Raw genomic sequence first — 16,961 nt, 5'->3', positions numbered from 1 at the left:
CTCATCTTGTTTGGGGGAGATAATAATGCTATCAGTTGAGAAGCGACTACGAGGACGTTTTGCTCAAATTACCAGTGCTGACTGGGAAAAAGAAGGCCAGCAACTTTATTTGCGAGTAAGTACCAGTTTGACTAGTCTTAGTCAAATTAAGAGTTTGTCCCGCCAAATTTCCGATTACCTTGACGAAATCGATGCCGGTGCAAGTTCTTACATTTTGGATGTGTTTTCGGCGAGCGCAAGTAATTAAAGGAGAGTTTATGATCCGTAAAAATAAATCAGTTTTTGATCAGGAGCAGTTTTTTGCTGCGATTGATTTAATTTCTAAAAATAACTTGATTGAAAAAGACGAAATTTTCACAATTATTCGGGAGACGATTATTCGCACTTTTCACACTCGTTATGACCCCGATGCCCGTTTAGAGTTAAACATTGATCCGGAAAAAAACCTTTTTCAACTGCTCAACCACAGCGTTTTAGTAGTTGAGGACGAAGATTTTGATCCGCGTAACCAAGCGATCGAAATTGGATTAACCGAGGCGCTTAAAATTGATAAGAACATTAAAGTCGGACAGGAAATCTCCCTTCAAGTTAGTTTTCAACAGTTTGCTAATCAAATTAAACAACTGCTAACCCAAACTTTCCGCGAGCGTAAAAAGCAAAACATCTTTGACCGCCACAAAGATTTAGTCGGACAAACCGTGGACGCCACGGTGGTCTCAATTAGTCGTAAAGGCGACGCAGTTCTCAGTCTTTCCGAAGGCACTAACGCTTACATGCCTACTTCGCTTCGCAACTTAAAAATCCCTCTTTCAATCGGCGAGAGAATTAAAGTTTTCGTGGAAGAAGTTAAGCGCGAAGCGCGCGAATCACAAATCGTAGTTTCTAACGGGTCAAAAGAAATGGTTCGCCAAATTTTGCAATCTGAGGTGCCCGAAATTGCTGACGGAGTAGTTGAAATTGTCGCTTTAGCTCGTATTCCCGGCGAACGCTCCAAAGTGGCGGTTCGCTCGTCTGACCCTAACGTTGACCCCGTCGGAGCGGTTATCGGACCCGAAGGAACGCGCATTAGCGCCATCGTTAGCAAACTAGAGGGCGAAAAAATTGACATTATCAACTACTCAAGCGACATTGACAAGTTCGTGGCTCACGCACTTGAACCAGCCAAAATTATCGCTGTGCAAAACAAAGTTGACCAGTACGGACGAAATGTGCCTAACACAAAAATTGCCATTACTCCCCAAGTTCACCAAACTTTGGCGATCGGTCGGCAAGGTGCCAACGTGCGTTTAGCGGTTGAACTGACCAAAGTTAACATAGACATTTTGTCGCTTGAGCAGGCACGCGAGCAAAACATTTCCTTTGTTTGAAATGGTACGCTGAGCGAAAATGATTTACACCGCGTTAGTCGCACTGGTCGTTTACCGAGCGAATCGTTTGATTACCGGCGTTCAAATCATCGCTCCCCACGAATTGACTTTACGGAGATTGACGACCAAATTCGGTCTTTCCAAGAGGACATAACCGAGCAAAGCGATGAAGAAGAGCAGCCAGTGCGCAATTTCTCAGCCGATTTAGAAACCAACTTCACGGACGAAGAACTCAAAAAAATGGAAGCTGAGTTTGACCAGGACTTCGGTTTTAACCCGTCCAAGGACCATGACAAAGACCAATAAAGAGATTTTTCGCCGCTGCTACTTGACCTACCAAATCCTCCCAAAAAATGCTTTAATAAGGGTAGTTCGTTTGCCCGACCAAAGCATTTTAGTCAACTCGTATTTACCTGGTCGAGGGGTCTACTTTGCTAAGAATGCTGGCGATCCAACCAAAATTTGGCAAAAAAAACTGCTCCACAAAGCGTTTCGTCAAAACGTTTCAGCGGCTGTTTACCAGGAACTGCTCACCATTTTAAAAGGAGGGGAAAGTGAAAAAGGACAAACGTAGGTCAAATGTCGAAGAAATTCGAACCCAGTTCAAAACCGTCGATATTGAACTTAAAGACGGCGTTTTTACTTTTACCAGCCCGCTCACAATTGGTGAATTTGCGGCCAAAATCGGCAAATCGCCCAACCAAATCATTAATCACTACTTCAAACTCGGCAAACTTTACAACATTAACCACATGTTGACCGAAGAGCAAATTGCTGAACTGTGCTTAGAGTACGGCTACGATTTTAGTAAGCAAGAGCAAGTTACAGCCTCTAACTTCATGGAAGTTCTGGAAATTAAAGACGATCCCAAGGACCTCAAACCGCGACCACCAATCGTTGTCATCATGGGCCACGTTGACCACGGGAAAACTACTTTGCTTGATAAAATTCGTCACACCCAAGTTACCGCCAGCGAAGCGGGCGGCATCACCCAACACATCGGTGCTTACCAAGTTGATTACCAAGGTCAAAAAATTACTTTTATTGATACGCCTGGTCACGAGGCTTTCACGGCCATGCGTGCCCGGGGAGCGAAAGTAACTGACATTGTGGTTTTAGTCGTTGCGGCTGATGACGGAGTGATGCCCCAAACTAGGGAAGCGATTGACCACGCTCGCGCTGCTAAAGTGGCTATTATCGTCTTTGTCAATAAAATTGACAAACCCGGCGTTGACCTGGAAAAAGTTAAACGCGAACTATCGAAAGAACACATTACGGCCGAGGATTGGGGTGGTGATGTTCAGTTTGTTTACGGTTCAGGATTAACTGGCGACGGAATTGAAGAACTTTTTAAAGCGATTAGTTTGCAAGCCGAAATGTTGGAGTTAAAAGCTAACCCTGATCGGTTTGCGCTTGGGACAGTTATCGAATCTAAAGTTGACAAAGGACGCGGCACCATTGCGACTTTAATCGTGCAAAATGGTTCGCTCCACAAAGGCGACTTTGTTGTCGCTGGTTTTAACTACGGGCGCATTCGAATGATGCTTGATCCAAACGGTGAACCGCTCAAGGTGGCCCTGCCTGGCGCGCCAGTGTTAATTACCGGACTGAACTATTCGCCCCGGGCTGGTGACCGCTTTTTCGCTTTTAAAGACGAGAAGTTTGCTAAAAACTTAGCCGAACAAAAACGGCAAGAAGACCGCGCCCAGGAGTTAAAGGAAAGAATTCCGCTCCAAGTCAAGGAAGGCGTAAAAGTTTTAAACGTGATTATCAAGTCTGACGTGCAAGGCTCAGCCCAAGCAATTAAACAAACGCTTAGCAAAATTGAAAACGAAGAAGTCAAAGTTAACGTGGTTCGCTCGTCTGTTGGTCAAATTAGCAAGTCGGATATTTTGCTCGCTCAAGCTTCGCAAGCGACGATTTTTTCCTTTAACATCCGCCCTTCCAACGACATTAAACAAATCGCAGCCCAAGAGAAAGTCGAAATTCGACCCCACACGGTTATTTACCAAATTGTGGAGGATGTTCAAACGATTTTGAAAGGGATGATGGCGCCAAAGTTTACCGAGAAAGTTACCGGTGAAGCGCAAATCCTAAAAGTGATCTACTCTTCCAAAATCGGCAACATCGCTGGCTGCAAAGTGATTGATGGTTTGATTAAATCTCAGAGCAAAGTTCGACTGCTTCGCGAAGGTAAAATTGTCGCTACCACCGAACTTGATTCGCTCCAACGCGGTCAAGACGCAGTTCGTAAAGTGGAAAAAGGTTTTGAATGCGGAGCTCACTTAGTCAACTACAACGACATTAAAGTTGGGGACATAATCCAAGCTTACGAGCAAGTTGAAGTTGAGAATTAAAATGCCACTAAGTGTTAACCATAAACGCAAAGAAAGTCTTTATTTCCAAGCTTTGGCGCGCATTTTACACGAGCAGACCAAAGGCCCTCTTTTGAGAAAAATAACTTTAACTGGTGCTAAGCTCTCGGGCGACGCTAGTCACTTAGAACTTCACTACACAACTTTGTCTCAAAAGATTAAAACCGAGCAAGCCTTGCAAAAAGCAGTGCCCTTTTTACGTTCAAGGTTAGCTCGGGAAGTTAACCCCCGTCTTGTCCCGCAGTTAGTTTTTAAGTTTGACACTTCCTTGGAACGAGGCATCAAAATTGATGCCATTTTAGAAAATTTGCGTAAAAAATAAATTTTTAGCCACCTCTAGGTGTGAACTAAATTTTTGCTTTTTGGGCTCAAGAGTGCGCCGTGGCTAACTCTTATGAGCGCAGGCTTTGTTTGGGAGAGCACGTCTAACGCACGTACTTGAATTTTGGTGAGTTTGAGTAGTCCACACCATTACCAGAGTCAGTTAAGTTTTAATCCCGGTCAGTCAGCGTGGCAAATCGTGGCTCGTTTTGGCCACCAACACCAGCTTACTTACCAGCGGATCTACGAGCGCCGGAAAGGCGCGTGGGTTTTAATTAAACCCGAGCGAGTAATCACTTATGACTGCTCTTTGCGCGTGGTTTAAAACGCCGAGTCGCTACGACTTAACTAGCGCTAGTCTAACTAGCGTACTTTGGTATGTTTGGTTAACTAATCCTTGGCAAGTTGAAACAACTTTGGGAACGTTAACTTTCTCGGTATGAGTCATTTTAAAACGCCGCTTTTTGGCTTTTGCTTTAGCACTCGGACTGGCTTTGCTAATTAGTTTTTGGTGACAGCGACCCGCGCCTTTTGTTGGCAAAATTGATGCACATCTAGAGATTGTCCACGTCAGTAAAATTGGACCGATTGTTAGTTGACAAGGACGCCAAATTTTTCTCGCTGACCGGGGAATTTTTTGAGTTGGCGATCAAATTTGAGTGCGCGGTTTAGTTTTGCCTGTCCAACCACCGGAGTTAGACGGTCAATCTTTTAACTTAGGTGCCTATTTGCGCGGACTTAACGTTTTGCACTGAATCAAGTATCCGCGACTTGAATTAGTGAGGAGTTGCTCTTCGCCGCTCTGCGAGTTGAGTAAAAACTTAGCGACCCGGTCAGATTTAACCAGTCGGTACGGAGCGCTTTTTTTGACTGGTCAAAACGTATATTTAAACGGTGATTTTTACCGCCAGTTAACTCGACTCAATTTAAGCCACCTCTTTGTTGTGTCTGGCCTTCACATAGGTCTGCTTTGACAAGTTTTGACCTTTTTACTTAAGTTGACCACTTTAAATCCATTTTGAGCCGGGTGACTCGCTTGGGGAAGTTTGTTTTTTTACGGCTACTGACTTAGCTACCACGATTCGTTTTTGCGGGCCAGCATTTTGCTCGCCTTTTACTTAATCAGCAGCCGGTTCAAAGCGGTCAAAATTTCTAAAGTAAGTCTTGTTACGTTAGCTAGTTTATTGATGCTTGTTGCCCGGCCCTGGTTAGTTTACCGCTGGGGTTTTTTGCTCGCTTACGCGGCCAGTTTAAGTTTGGCTCACGGATTGGAGAAGACTTTTAAGCACCGGTTTAGCAAAGTAATTTTTTTCGCGCTCGGACCTTACGTGGCAACTTTAATGCTGGTTGCGAAAATCGGCGGCGGTTTTAATTTAACCGCTCCGCTTCTTACTTACTGACTCAGCCCCTTTACGCTCTTAACTTACCTTCTCACCTTAGCGCTTTACCCCTGAGGCGTTAATTTACAGGTCCTGTTTGATCCCCTTGATCAGTTATTGCTAATGGCCGGGCAAATTAAGTTTTGAATCCAGCTTGACCCTTGCCCAACCGAGTTAGTTTGAAGTGTCGAAACGCTTCTTTACGCTTACCTTATAATTAGTGAACCATGCAATTTATCCACGGGAACGAGTCTTACTGGATCCACCAGATGCTTGCCCAAGCACGAGCAAAGTTTGTCGGCACGTGTGTCACCTTTGACGAGACAAATTCGGTCGAAGAAATTCAAAACGCGCTAGTGACAGTCGAAATGTTTGGCTCACCCAAATTAATCATTGTCCGTAACCATCCGGCTTTAGTTGATGAAACGCTCGGGCAAAAGTTTTTCCAAATTCTAGTCGCTAGCAACTGGAGTCACCAAATTATTTTCGCTTTGGAAGCAGCTAAACTTAACCACCGGAATAACCTGGTCAACTTCCTTTTACAAAGAGCTCGTGTAGTGGCAGTGCCTAAATTAACCGATCGTAACGTGGTAAGAACAATTAACCAAATAGTGAGCGAGCGCGGAGCAAAAATTAGTCCAAGCGCAACTCACGAGTTAACGCTTCGTTTGCCGCTTGACCTTTGGACTATTGTCAGTGAGATTGACAAACTACTTTTAACAAGTACCCAAATCAGTCGCGAAATGGTCGTTGAACAAATCGCCCGCCAAAACCAAGGCGGTTTATTTGATTTTTCTAGAGCTATTTTAGAGCAGGACAACGAGCAAATCATAACCGCTTATCGGAACCGCCAAAAACTGGGTGATGATCCGGCTTTTATGCTACACCAAATTAACCAATTGCTTTCCTTGGCGCTGGAAATTAGTTACCACAAAAACCTTGGCCAGTCAGATTATGAAATTAGCGAATCGACTCAAATACCGCTTTGGAAAGTTAAGCAAGGTCAGCAGCTCTTAACTGAGGTTGGCCCTTCTAAAATTAAAGAATTAATTTTAGAGCTTGCCGCGGTTGATTTAGCGATTAAGCAAGGTCAAGTTGATAAGCACCTCGCCCTAGAAAAATTTGTTCTCAAACTTTTAAAATAAGTTGGCATTCAAAACCGCCAATTTAATTTCTGTTCGCGCATCAGTTAGCCCAATTAAACCTGGTTTGATTAACTAGATCGGCGGTTTTTAAGCACTAAAACTAACGCTAGTCAAAAGTTATTTCAAGATTTGAAAAGTTAGTTTTTATGCTATTTTTAAGTTTGTATGCAGAAAAACCTTGTCATCGTTGAGTCGCCCCACAAAGTTAAGTCAATCAAAAAATACTTGGGCGACGGTTACGAAGTGGTCGCGACAGTTGGCCATTTTTTGAAATTGCCTTCCTCGGGCGAAAACAATTTTGGCGTGGAAATGGAGACTTGAACTCCGCGTTATAAAATTGACCCGGAAAAAAGGAAGTATTTTCAAATTTTAGTTAGTGAAATTAAAAAACTCAAACCTGAGCGCATTTATTTGGCAACTGACCCGGACCGCGAAGGCGAAGCAATCGCTAGCCACTTAGTTGAGTTTTTGAAAATTTCCGACCGTTACTACCGCATTCGTTTCAACGAGATTACCAAACAAGCTGTGCTGCAAGCAATTAAACACCCGGGTAAAATTGACGAACCTCTGGTGGATTCGCAAACCGCTCGTCGCATTTTAGATCGCGTAATCGGTTACAAACTTTCCCGTTTGATGCGGCAAAAAATCAGCCGTTTTCCACTGGCTCCTTCGGCCGGTCGGGTTCAATCGATTGCTCTTAAACTAGTCGTTGAGCGCGAGCAAGAAATTGATCGTTTTGTACCAATTAAGTATTTCACTTTGCAGGCTGCTCTCAAAGTTGGCGAGACGGTTAACTATTTGTCGCCTGAACCAGCTGTAACAGGCGATGTTTTTTCCGTGAAACCCGAAATGATTGAAACTTTGATGCAAACGCTGAGCGGACAAGTTGAGGTAGTTGACAAAATTGAGCGGGTTAAAAAAGATGTGCAATTAACGCCGCTTAAGCAAGCCACTCTTTACAAAAGAGCAGATGCGCAATTGGGCATGTCTTCCAAAGTCGCTCAGCGCAGTGCCCAGCGACTTTACGAAGGTTATGGTGACGGCGGTTTAATTACTTACCCTCGCACAGACTCAACTCGCATGGCTAACTATTTCGTGGAAAACGCCAAACTTTACATTACGCAAAAGTACGGCGCTCAACTAGTTGCCTCCGGAGTCAAAGGCTTTTCGGGTAACCAAGATGCCCACGAAGCGATTAGACCGACAGACATTCGTTTAACTCCTGAACAGGCGACGAGTCGTTTTGAACTAAGCAGTTCCGAAAGCAAACTTTACCAACTGATTTACGAGCACACCTTGCAAACGTTAATGCGGCCACCCGAGCGCCAAATTACCCGCTATGAACTAGTTGACCCAGTTTTTAAACACAAATTTCGTCATTCGACTAGCAAAGTCACTTTTGTTGGCTACTTAGTTGTTAAACCCGAAAAGTCTGACCAAGTGGCACCGACTTGAACAATTGGTCAAACTTTTGAAGTGCGCGATTATCAGAAAAAAGAGCACGAAACTAAGGGTCCAGGCCGTTACAAAGACGGAACGCTGATTGAAGCTTTGGATAACATCGGGGTGGGTCGCCCATCAACTTTTTCTTCGACCGTGACGATTCTCAAAGACCGCCATTACGTGAGTGTCGAAAACCGCGCCCTTCGTCCGACTGAATTTGCTAAAGTGGTCTACGACAAACTTATTCACGGCTTCCCGCGCATTATGAACGAGAGCTACACTGCCGAAGTTGAGAAAGAATTAGACATGATCGCTGACGGTAAGATGGATCGCAAAAAACTGCTTGATAGTTTTTGGTCCCACTTTAGCGATGATTTGACTAACGCGACTAGCGAGCTCGCAATTACCGAGCTTTTACCCGTCCTAGCTGGCAAAGATTGTCCGAAGTGCGGATCTCCGCTAGTAGTGAAAACTAACCGCCGTACCCGGGAAAGATTTTTTGGTTGCTCACGCTACCCGGAGTGTAAACACGCCGAAAACGACCCTAGCCAAGCCAAAAAGCGGTGGTTTTCTGCCCGTAAAAGTTCCCAAACCAAGTAATTAAGCGGTTTTTTCTTTGGGATACTTGGTTGGGTGTTTTTTCCGCATTTGAGCAATAAACTCTGATTTAGGCAAGTCGCCGTAGTCTTTGAAAAGTTTTTGACAAGCCGCCAGTTCGCCCAGCGCCCAAATTTCGTTTTCAAACCCTTCAACGCTCGTGATGTTAGGGCGTTTTCAGTTTTTGTAAGTTGAGAAAAAGATTTCGATTTCGTTCAAAAACTCGCTCGGTAAATCGTCTAGTTTTTGAATGTGGCCTAATCGGTAGTCGTCAGCGTGAATAGCGATTAGTTTGGTGTCAATTTCGCCATCGTCAACCATGCGCATGGCACCGACAATTCGTGCACGCAAAACTGCGCCAGGTAAAAATTGTTCGGGCGAGTAAATTAAAACGTCTAATTCGTCGCCGTCCCAGTCAAGCGTTTTGTCAACGTAACCGTAGTTAGTCGGGTAAACAAACGGTTCGCGTAAAATTCGGTCAACCACAATTTGACCGCTTTTACGATCGTATTCGTATTTAATGTTTGAATGACGGGGAATTTCTAAATTAACTTCGATGATTTTGGACATAACCACATTGTACATTTAGCGACTTAAAACGTGATAAAATTACCTTTGCAACTTCACATGTTGCAGAAAGCAGATTTTTATCTCACCTGCTGGTTAATCCAGGGGTCCATGCTCCAACATCAAAGTAAAATTTAATTTGATGCTCTGGTATAGCTCTTTTACCATTCAATGTCTCTAGTTTGAGACGAGAAAGTGTCTGTGCATCCAAGTCGCAAAAAACCACCTAAGAAAGAACACCTTGTCAACCGCGACATTCCCTTTAAGAAAATGTTCGTGATTGACGCTGACGGAACTAAGCTAGGAGTACTTGAACGTTACCAAGCTTTAGAGCTTGCGTCCGAAAAACGGTTGGATCTAGTAATTATTTCGGCCAATCCCGACCAACCAGTCGCTAAACTGCTTGATTACGGTCGTTATAAGTACAACCGCAGCAAAAAACGCAAGGAAGTCAAGGCTAAGCAATCTTTCACCAATAACCGCGAAGTTCGTTTGACGGTGATGATTGGTGAACACGATTTAGACGTTAAAGCAAAAAAAGCCCGCCAGTTTTTATTGGCCGGTGACCGCGTCAAAGTGTCGCTCAAATTCCGCGGCCGCGAAATCGTGCGTCAAGAGCTTGGTCACGCCAAACTGGACCAGTTTTTTCAAAAGGTGGCCGACGTTGCCCAAATTCAAAAACCACCAGCTTTAGCAAACGGTCGTTTTCTGGACATGTACCTTGTCGCCACTAAAGTCTCAAAAAGCAAGAAGGAGGAGTCGCCCAATGCCGAAAATGAAAACCAAAAAAGCGCTCCAAAAAAGAATTAAAGTCACGGCTAACCAAAAAGTAAAACGTGGGGGAGCTTTTCGATCCCACTTAGCCCAAAACAAAACCACTAAGCAAAAACGTCAATCACGTCAACCCCACTTGATGGATCCTTCGGATGTGAAACGTTTTAAGCAATTAATTTAGGAGGACGATATGCGTGTTAAAGGTGGAACAGTCACCCGACGTCGTCGTAAAAAATGACTCAAGGAAGCCCAAGGTTACTTCGGGCATAAGTCGATCGGTTTTAAAGTCGCTAAACAACAAGTTGTCAAGTCGTGAACGTACGCCTTTCGCGACCGCAAACGGGTTAAGCGCGATTTTCGCAAACTTTGGATCGCTCGCATTAACGCCGCTGTGCGTGCCGAAGGACTAACTTATTCACGGTTCATTAACGGTCTTAAGCAAGCAGAGATTGGCTTAAACCGGAAAATGCTATCCGAACTGGCCATTCATCACCCAGCCACGTTCCAGCAATTAGTTGAGCTGGTCAAAAACCAAAACCAAGTTCAGTAAATCCGTCCTCTCGGGCGGATTTTTTAAATTTGGAAAAGATGCCCCAGTTTTTAATCAATTAGTTTTGCGCTTATAATTTAATGAACCAAACTAGAACTGGTCACGAAAGAGAAGTTATGAGAATATTACTTGCATGTTCAGCCGGAATGTCAACTTCGCTGCTTGAGAAAGCTGTCAACGACTACTTGAAAGAGGCCAAGATTGAAGGTCACGCCTTGGCGCTTAGTTCAGACCAGGCCCGCGAAAAATTAGCCGATTTTGACGTAGTTTTACTCGGACCACAAATTCGCTTTATGCTCGATCAATTTCAGCGAATGGCACCCGATAAACCGGTTGCCGTAATTGAACCGATGGTGTACGCAACTGCTAACGGAGAGGCTTTAGTGAACCAGGTGCGGACTTTGCTAACTAAGTAGTTAAAATGGCTGAGTTAGGCATTGCGATTTACCCGGAAAAAGCTGGCGAAAAACCAACGCTTGCTTACTTAAAAAAAGCTGCCCAGGCCGGTTTTAAACGCGTTTTTGTTAACTTGCTTGAAACATCCGATGATCCCGAGCGTCTGAAAATGTTAACCAACTTACTTGGTGCTGCCCAAAACTTGGGTTTAGTTCCGATCATTGACGTTGACGAGCACGTTTACAAGACACTGAATTTACCGCCTGATGAAATCAATTTTTTCCGTCAACTCGGCGCTAGTGGTGTGCGAATGGACCAAGATTTTGGCGGAGAAGTGGAAGCTAAAATCAGCCAAAACCGTCTTAATTTTAAAGTGGAAATAAACGCTTCGGCCGGCGTACAAACACTGGAAAAAATTTTAGCTAGCGGTGGTAAACCAAGCAATTTGATCGCTTGCCACAATTTTTATCCGCTCCGTTACACTGGTTTAAAGTACGAGCGTTTTATTGAGCTCAGTGCGCGAATTAAACAACTCGGCGTTCCTGTCGCGGCTTTTGTCACTCAGGAGCCGTCGCGTCGGGCGATTGGTCCTTGGGGAGTTAACCAAGGCATGCCCACTTTAGAAGAACACCGCGATTGACCACTTGTTCAGCAAGTTGCGCACCTTTTATCAATCGGTTTAAGCGACCAAATTATTGTTTCCCAGCAAGGTTTAACGAGCCAGGAATTTAAGATGCTGGGTCAGCTCGTGCAAAATTGAAACAAGTTGAGCGCCCAAAAAGTGGTTAACGTGGAAATTGAGTGGGTGAGCAAAGTCAGCGACCTAGAGAAGGAAATCGTTTTAGCTCGTAAATTGCCGGCTAAGTTAGCCCAGCCCGAGTTTAAAAGTTACGCCCACTCTTTTGGTGCTTACCATCTTAACCGTCCCGACTACTCTAGTTACTTTATCCGCTCGACTTTAACCCGCGTGCTTTATAAGAGCGAGTCGATTAAGCCGGCTAGAACTGGCAAAATGCTCCAGCCCGGCGATGTAGTGGTTCTCAACGACAACATTGGTCGCTACAAAGGGGAAGTCCACATTTTGCTCCGCCCGATTGATGACCGGCGTTCAAAAATTCGGAACTTAGTCGGTCGAGTAATCGTTGACGATTTATATCAGCTCCAAGCGATTGTCGGAGGACGTAAGTTTAAAATCTATGCCAAAAATTAAATTTCCGAACCATTTTCTCTGGGGTGCTGCTACGAGTGCTGAGCAGTGCGAAGGTCGTGGCCAAACTGGCAAAGGATTAACTAAGTGGGATTTACATTTCCAGAGCGATCCAAACCATTTTTTTGAAAAGGTTGGTCCGGAAATTACTTCCGACTTTGCTAGGCGCTACGTCCAAGACATTGCTTTGTGAGCTCAAATCGGAATCAAGGCAGTCAGACTCAGTTTCTCGTGAGCGCGTCTTTTTCCCGACGGCCAAAAACCTTCCCAGTCCGCTGTCAAGTTTTACCACGATGTGCTGGACGAGTTGGCAGAGCACAAAATTAAAGCTCTGATGACTTTATCGCACTTTGATTTACCTGCTTGAGCCGTTCAAGTTGGCGGTTGATCTAATCCGGAGGTTAGAGCAGCTTTTTTAAATTACGCCAGTTTAATTTTTCGCGAGTACGACGCCAAAACCGAGGCTTTCGCGACTTTTTGTGAACCAATCGTGGAAACGATTTGCGGTTACATGGGTCAAAAATGTCACTGACCTTTGGCCGAAAATTACCAGCTCGCTTTTAACGTCGGCAACGGTTTAATTTTGCTTCACGCCCAAACCGTTAGTCTCTTTAAGTCCCGTCCGCGCCACGCTAAGATTGGCGTAGTGCTCAATTTATCACCCGTTTATCCGCGCCGGAGAGACCACGCAGGCGACCGAAAAGCAGCCCGCGCTTACGAAACGCTTCACAACCGGTGAATGTTAGAAGGCATGGTAGCGGGCAAAATCGGTCAGCCGATCCGAAAACTTTTTGCCAAGTTGGGCGCTCGTCTAGAACTGACCTCCCAAAACCTCCAGACGATCGCTCAAGTTAAGTGCGATTACTTGGGGGTTAACTACTACTTTCCAACTCGCGTCCGGGAGCCCGTTAGAGCCAAGTCCAAAAGCGGTTTGTCAACTTTGTTTGAAACGTGGAAAAAACCGAGCGCCCGGTACAATAGGTCGCGCGGCTGAGAAATTTATCCCCGGGGAATTTACCGGGTAATGATGCGAATTAGTCGGGAATTTCCCGGCCTGCCCTTTTACATTTCTGAAAACGGAATGGGCGTCGCTAACGAAAACCTTTTTCGGGACAAGTCGGGCAAGATCGCGGACTTTTACCGGATTGACTTTTTAAAGTCTCACTTAGTTTGGATTCAGAAAGCGCTGGCACAAGGCGCGCCCTGCTTTGGTTTCACGCTCTGGTCGATTTTTGACTGCTGATCGTGGTTAAACGCTTACAAAAACCGTTACGGTTTAATCGAGATTGATTTACCGACCCAAACCCGGCGACTGAAACAGTCGGCTTTTTGGTACCAAAAAATTATTAAGGAAGGAGGTTTTGATGTCTAACAAAGCAGTGAAAACTGATAAAAAACACGAGGTTGACTGGGAAAAAGTCGCTTTGGGAATAATTACCGACGCCGGACTAGCCAAAAGTTTGGCGATGGAGGCGATCGGAGCGGCTAAAAAAGGCGATTTTGACTTAGCTAAAACTAAACTGGACCAAGCACATAAATCTTCTGCCGACGCTAGCAGGTGGCATTTTGACGTGATTAAAGCCGAGGCCAACGGGCAAAAACTAGAGTACCGCGTCTTGTTTATTCACGCCGAAGACCAACTTTTGGCGAGCCAAACCGTGATTTTGCTCGCTCAAGAGATGGTCGATCTTTACCGTCTGATCACCCCTGCAAAGTAATTATTTCGGTCTATAATGAATTTGCCATGTCCGCAAATTACCAACAGTTTAAAATCGAGTTCAACAAAAAAATTTACGTCTCAACTTACGATGAGTTTAAGCGTTTAGTTAGCAAAAGCCACTCTGGTATCGTAGCTGGCGTGTGCGAGAAAGTTTTCAAAGCCGTCTTGGCCGCCGTTTTAAAAAATACCACTCACCGCGGCCAACTTTACCAAGGAAAAAAAATTATTACTCGCCAAGGTAACATCGCTTTCGTGGAACAGTACCGCGCTCCGCAAAAATTTGAGTTAGTTTTTCAAAAAGGTCCCAAGTTTCACAGCCACTACTGACGTTTTAAAGCGATTAGCCCCGACTACACCAAAGTAACTTTTATTCACACAATCAAAAACGAGCACACGGTGACCGGTTTAAATGGCAAACTGGGACAGTTTCGTTTTAGACGTGAACACCGCAACCAAACCCGCGCTATGATTAAGTATCTTAACCGCGTTTGTCAAGACGATTCTAACGTAGGTAAAACAAAGTTACCGCAATTAGAAAGCTAGCCAGACTCAAACTTAACAAAGTTCACCAAACCGGGGAATACCAAGTTTGGTTTTGGTTGTAGATGCGTCTTTTCCAACGAATCATCGTTCAAAACATTAGTCAAATCGCGACTGCTAAACCCGAAATAACTAGAAAAAAATTAGTGGCAAATTCCATTGTAAATCAAACTAATTATAGACTAGCCAAGTTGTGCATGCTTTGCATAGGAAAGCGCTTTGTCTTAAGTTGGCTGTTTCCAAATCAAACCTTTTCAGACAGATTAGGCACTTTTAACCGTCTGTCGCCATCTAGTTAAACGGACCATAGAAGTTTGTTCTAGAAAACAAACTCAGTTTAAAAATGTCAAAATCGGTTCGTTTATAATGGTGGTGTAGTTGTGATCAAACTACGCAAATTTTAAGTTGAATTTGAGAAAGGATAAGATGCCATTAATTCCTCGGTTTTTGCAAAAGACGAGTGGATTAGTAACGAGTTTATTCATCTTGGGTCTGGTTTTAGCCTTTTTGGCCGGGGCCGCTTACAGTCTAGAACCAGGACTGAACTACCACGTTTTGGGTTGAACGATTTGGATCAGCGGTTTTGCCTTGATTGGTATCCAAATATTGGTTGCAATCGTTACACATTTTAATGGGCGTCTCGCTAGCTGAAGGGAGGAGCCGACCGGTTTTACTTTTTTCTACCTTTACAAACTTGTGATTGGTGTAGGTTTAATCGCGCTTGTAATCGTTGCCGTGTTCATCATGAACACCGCTTAAAACCGTTTAAACATGAAAAAAAGTTGATTTCAAGACCGCTTTTTACCTTCCATGGCCCGTTTAGGTAACCAGCGCCACCTCGCTACGATTCGCGATGCTTTTGCGATTTTTACGCCCGTAATTATCGCCGGAGCGATGGCCGTTTTATGACGCTCGGTCATTTTTTCACCAGCTGGCGGACAAGGAGCAGTTTCGGGTTGGTGACTTCACTTCCAAAACTTTACGATTAGTCAACAAGGTATTTACTACAAGTTTTTGACTGTCATGAGTTACTGAATGCTCTATGTGCAAGTTGGCACGATTAATGTCATGTCGCTTTACATTGCTTTTGGAGTTGGTTACTTTTTAGCGCAAGCTAAAAACAACAGCACGCCAACCATTTGTGGTTTGACCACGCTAGCTTGCTTTTTAAGCGTTACTTCCATGATGATTAGCGGCTCCTGGGAAAGCGGAATGTATTGACTCGGTGCCCGCGGACTGCTAACCGCGATTATTATCAGCATGATTTGCGCCGAGTTTTTCTGTTTTCTTTCCAAGAACGACCGGTTATCAATCAAAATGCCCCAGGGCGTACCGCCAGCTATTTCGCGCGCCTTTGCTAAACTGTTTCCGGTCATCTTGACAATTGTTTTAGCGGCCACCATTAACTTAATTGTTTGGGTGCCTTTTTACTTCACAGGAGTTGAGCTCAAAGAAGGCGCTTCTTTGCAAGTTAAGTTTAAAAGCGATCTAGTTTTAACTAAAAGTCAGTTTGACACCTTAGTGGGGTTAGGACTAGGTCCGGAACACTTTACTAACGTAGACCAGGCGCTTTGGAACCAGTTGATCTCTGCGCCGGATCAAGCCACCTTTAGTGAGTTGATCGCCGATCACCCCTTCCAAGGCTTTACCGCCGTTGATCCGCAGGGCGACCAAATGGGTCACGCGATTGAAGTTTTTGAAAAAGGGGACTATAGCACGTCTCTAGGTACTAAACCACTGACAGGGGACGTGACTTTAACTTCGTTTATTTACGCGATAGTTGTGGCGCCGTTTTTAGAAATTGCTTCCCGAGCTGGGGCAGCGCTTGGTTTAGCGATTCTTTACGTTTTCATCATCTCGTTTTTCTGATTTTTTGGTCTCCACGGAGCCAACATTGCCAACGGGGTTTTCAATCCGATTTGACTACTTCTCTACGCCCAAAATGTGAGCGGAATTCAGCAGCACGTTTTTGTGCAAGGAACTTTTGACGCCTTCATTTTTATCGGCGGATCGGGAGCAACGTTAGCGCTAATTCTAGCAACGTTAATCTTCGGACGCAAAAACTCTTCGCAACACCAAATTTCCCGTCTTTCGGTTGCACCGGGTATTTTTCAAATTAACGAGCCAGTGACTTTTGGCTACCCGCTTGTTTTGAACATGTACCTGATCATTCCGCTTTTCATCACCATGCCAATTTTGGTTGTGACAACGTGGGTTGGAATCGGAGTGCTCAAACTAGTTGCTCCGGTCAAAGTTCTCATTCCTTGAACTATGCCAATCGGAGCTGGCGCCTTTATTGCCACGGGTGGTTCGCTCTGAGCCGTTTTACTGGCGCTTATCAACCTATTAGTGGCCATGATCATTTACACGCCGTTTGTGCTGATTCTTAACCGCCGTGACAAACTGGCCGAAGCTCAAGTTGACGTGGCTCTTCAAACCGAAGAGGGTCAAAAATTTGTTTCCCGTCAAATTGACACTTAACTCGTTTTAAACTTTGAGAGTCTAGCCCATGCTAGACTCTTTTAGTTTGTTTCCGACGCCGGATCGTCAACTTGACAAATGCTATAATGAACTTAACTT

Annotated in this window: 20 protein-coding genes; 19 read left to right on the top strand and 1 reads right to left on the bottom strand. The window is 44.6% G+C overall.

The window, feature by feature from the left end:
* The first annotated feature begins 25 nt into the window (after window positions 1-25).
* The 9 genes from CSE00_RS00995 to topA all read left to right on the top strand — a co-directional run bounded on the left by CSE00_RS00995 (window position 26) and on the right by topA (window position 8,630).
* The gene (locus CSE00_RS00995; protein ID WP_127942734.1) at window positions 26-247 is read left to right on the top strand and encodes a hypothetical protein; all 222 of its coding nucleotides are present in this window, start codon (window positions 26-28) and stop codon (window positions 245-247) included.
* A gap of 10 nt (window positions 248-257) precedes the next feature.
* Window positions 258-1,673: a transcription termination factor NusA gene (nusA, locus tag CSE00_RS00990; RefSeq protein ID WP_161565524.1), complete on the top strand. Its 1,416-nt coding sequence runs from the start codon at window positions 258-260 to the stop codon at window positions 1,671-1,673.
* On the top strand, window positions 1,657-1,941 hold the full coding sequence (locus CSE00_RS00985; protein WP_127942732.1) for a YlxR family protein: 285 nt from the start codon (window positions 1,657-1,659) through the stop codon (window positions 1,939-1,941). Before nusA ends, CSE00_RS00985 begins: the two co-directional genes overlap by 17 nt.
* Entirely contained in the window at window positions 1,922-3,724 is a 1,803-nt protein-coding gene (gene infB / locus CSE00_RS00980; protein WP_127942731.1) for a translation initiation factor IF-2, read from the top strand. Before CSE00_RS00985 ends, infB begins: the two co-directional genes overlap by 20 nt.
* Window position 3,725: 1 nt before the next feature.
* Window positions 3,726-4,064 (top strand): 30S ribosome-binding factor RbfA, encoded by a 339-nt coding sequence (gene rbfA, locus CSE00_RS00975; RefSeq protein WP_128008594.1) that lies wholly within the window; start codon window positions 3,726-3,728, stop codon window positions 4,062-4,064.
* Between the two features lie 72 nt (window positions 4,065-4,136).
* Window positions 4,137-4,388, top strand: a complete 252-nt coding sequence (locus CSE00_RS00970; protein ID WP_127942729.1) for a hypothetical protein — start codon at window positions 4,137-4,139, stop codon at window positions 4,386-4,388.
* The gene (locus tag CSE00_RS00965; RefSeq protein WP_127942728.1) at window positions 4,363-5,799 is read left to right on the top strand and encodes a ComEC/Rec2 family competence protein; all 1,437 of its coding nucleotides are present in this window, start codon (window positions 4,363-4,365) and stop codon (window positions 5,797-5,799) included. Before CSE00_RS00970 ends, CSE00_RS00965 begins: the two co-directional genes overlap by 26 nt.
* Window positions 5,712-6,587 (top strand): DNA polymerase III subunit delta, encoded by an 876-nt coding sequence (gene holA, locus CSE00_RS00960; protein ID WP_161565523.1) that lies wholly within the window; start codon window positions 5,712-5,714, stop codon window positions 6,585-6,587. The genes CSE00_RS00965 and holA overlap by 88 nt, the downstream gene beginning before the upstream one ends.
* A gap of 165 nt (window positions 6,588-6,752) precedes the next feature.
* Window positions 6,753-8,630: a type I DNA topoisomerase gene (gene topA / locus CSE00_RS00955; protein ID WP_127942726.1), complete on the top strand. Its 1,878-nt coding sequence runs from the start codon at window positions 6,753-6,755 to the stop codon at window positions 8,628-8,630.
* Here topA and CSE00_RS00950 read toward each other — a convergent pair whose 3' ends face one another.
* The gene (locus CSE00_RS00950) at window positions 8,631-9,197 is read right to left on the bottom strand and encodes an inorganic diphosphatase (RefSeq protein WP_127942725.1); all 567 of its coding nucleotides are present in this window, start codon (window positions 9,195-9,197) and stop codon (window positions 8,631-8,633) included.
* A gap of 168 nt (window positions 9,198-9,365) precedes the next feature.
* On the opposite strand from CSE00_RS00950, the gene infC reads away from it, so the two are divergent.
* The 10 genes from infC to CSE00_RS00900 all read left to right on the top strand — a co-directional run bounded on the left by infC (window position 9,366) and on the right by CSE00_RS00900 (window position 16,862).
* Window positions 9,366-10,004, top strand: a complete 639-nt coding sequence (infC, locus tag CSE00_RS00945; protein ID WP_127942724.1) for a translation initiation factor IF-3 — start codon at window positions 9,366-9,368, stop codon at window positions 10,002-10,004.
* Entirely contained in the window at window positions 9,961-10,149 is a 189-nt protein-coding gene (gene rpmI / locus CSE00_RS00940) for a 50S ribosomal protein L35 (RefSeq protein ID WP_127942723.1), read from the top strand. Before infC ends, rpmI begins: the two co-directional genes overlap by 44 nt.
* 9 nt (window positions 10,150-10,158) lie before the next feature.
* Window positions 10,159-10,518 (top strand): 50S ribosomal protein L20, encoded by a 360-nt coding sequence (rplT, locus tag CSE00_RS00935; RefSeq protein WP_127942722.1) that lies wholly within the window; start codon window positions 10,159-10,161, stop codon window positions 10,516-10,518.
* Between the two features lie 80 nt (window positions 10,519-10,598).
* Window positions 10,599-10,934: a PTS sugar transporter subunit IIB gene (locus CSE00_RS00930; protein WP_127942721.1), complete on the top strand. Its 336-nt coding sequence runs from the start codon at window positions 10,599-10,601 to the stop codon at window positions 10,932-10,934.
* Between the two features lie 5 nt (window positions 10,935-10,939).
* On the top strand, window positions 10,940-12,124 hold the full coding sequence (locus tag CSE00_RS00925; RefSeq protein ID WP_127942720.1) for a MupG family TIM beta-alpha barrel fold protein: 1,185 nt from the start codon (window positions 10,940-10,942) through the stop codon (window positions 12,122-12,124).
* Window positions 12,111-13,493: a glycoside hydrolase family 1 protein gene (locus CSE00_RS00920; protein WP_127942719.1), complete on the top strand. Its 1,383-nt coding sequence runs from the start codon at window positions 12,111-12,113 to the stop codon at window positions 13,491-13,493. Before CSE00_RS00925 ends, CSE00_RS00920 begins: the two co-directional genes overlap by 14 nt.
* Window positions 13,486-13,839: a PTS lactose/cellobiose transporter subunit IIA gene (locus CSE00_RS00915; RefSeq protein ID WP_127942718.1), complete on the top strand. Its 354-nt coding sequence runs from the start codon at window positions 13,486-13,488 to the stop codon at window positions 13,837-13,839. Before CSE00_RS00920 ends, CSE00_RS00915 begins: the two co-directional genes overlap by 8 nt.
* A gap of 26 nt (window positions 13,840-13,865) precedes the next feature.
* Complete coding sequence (locus tag CSE00_RS00910) at window positions 13,866-14,384, top strand: SRPBCC family protein (protein WP_127942717.1); 519 nt, start codon at window positions 13,866-13,868, stop codon at window positions 14,382-14,384.
* Window positions 14,385-14,807: 423 nt separating this feature from the next.
* Window positions 14,808-15,140 (top strand): hypothetical protein, encoded by a 333-nt coding sequence (locus CSE00_RS00905; RefSeq protein ID WP_127942716.1) that lies wholly within the window; start codon window positions 14,808-14,810, stop codon window positions 15,138-15,140.
* A 12-nt stretch (window positions 15,141-15,152) separates the two neighbouring features.
* A complete protein-coding gene (locus CSE00_RS00900; RefSeq protein WP_127942715.1) occupies window positions 15,153-16,862 on the top strand; it encodes a PTS transporter subunit EIIC in 1,710 nt (569 codons plus the stop codon).
* Window positions 16,863-16,961 lie beyond the last annotated feature (99 nt).

This window comes from Mycoplasma sp. ATU-Cv-703 (genome assembly GCA_004011965.1).
In the GTDB taxonomy this organism is placed as follows: Bacteria; Bacillota_I; Bacilli_A; order Mycoplasmatales; family Metamycoplasmataceae; genus RYZV01.
This window is presented reverse-complemented; position numbering and strand designations above follow the sequence as displayed.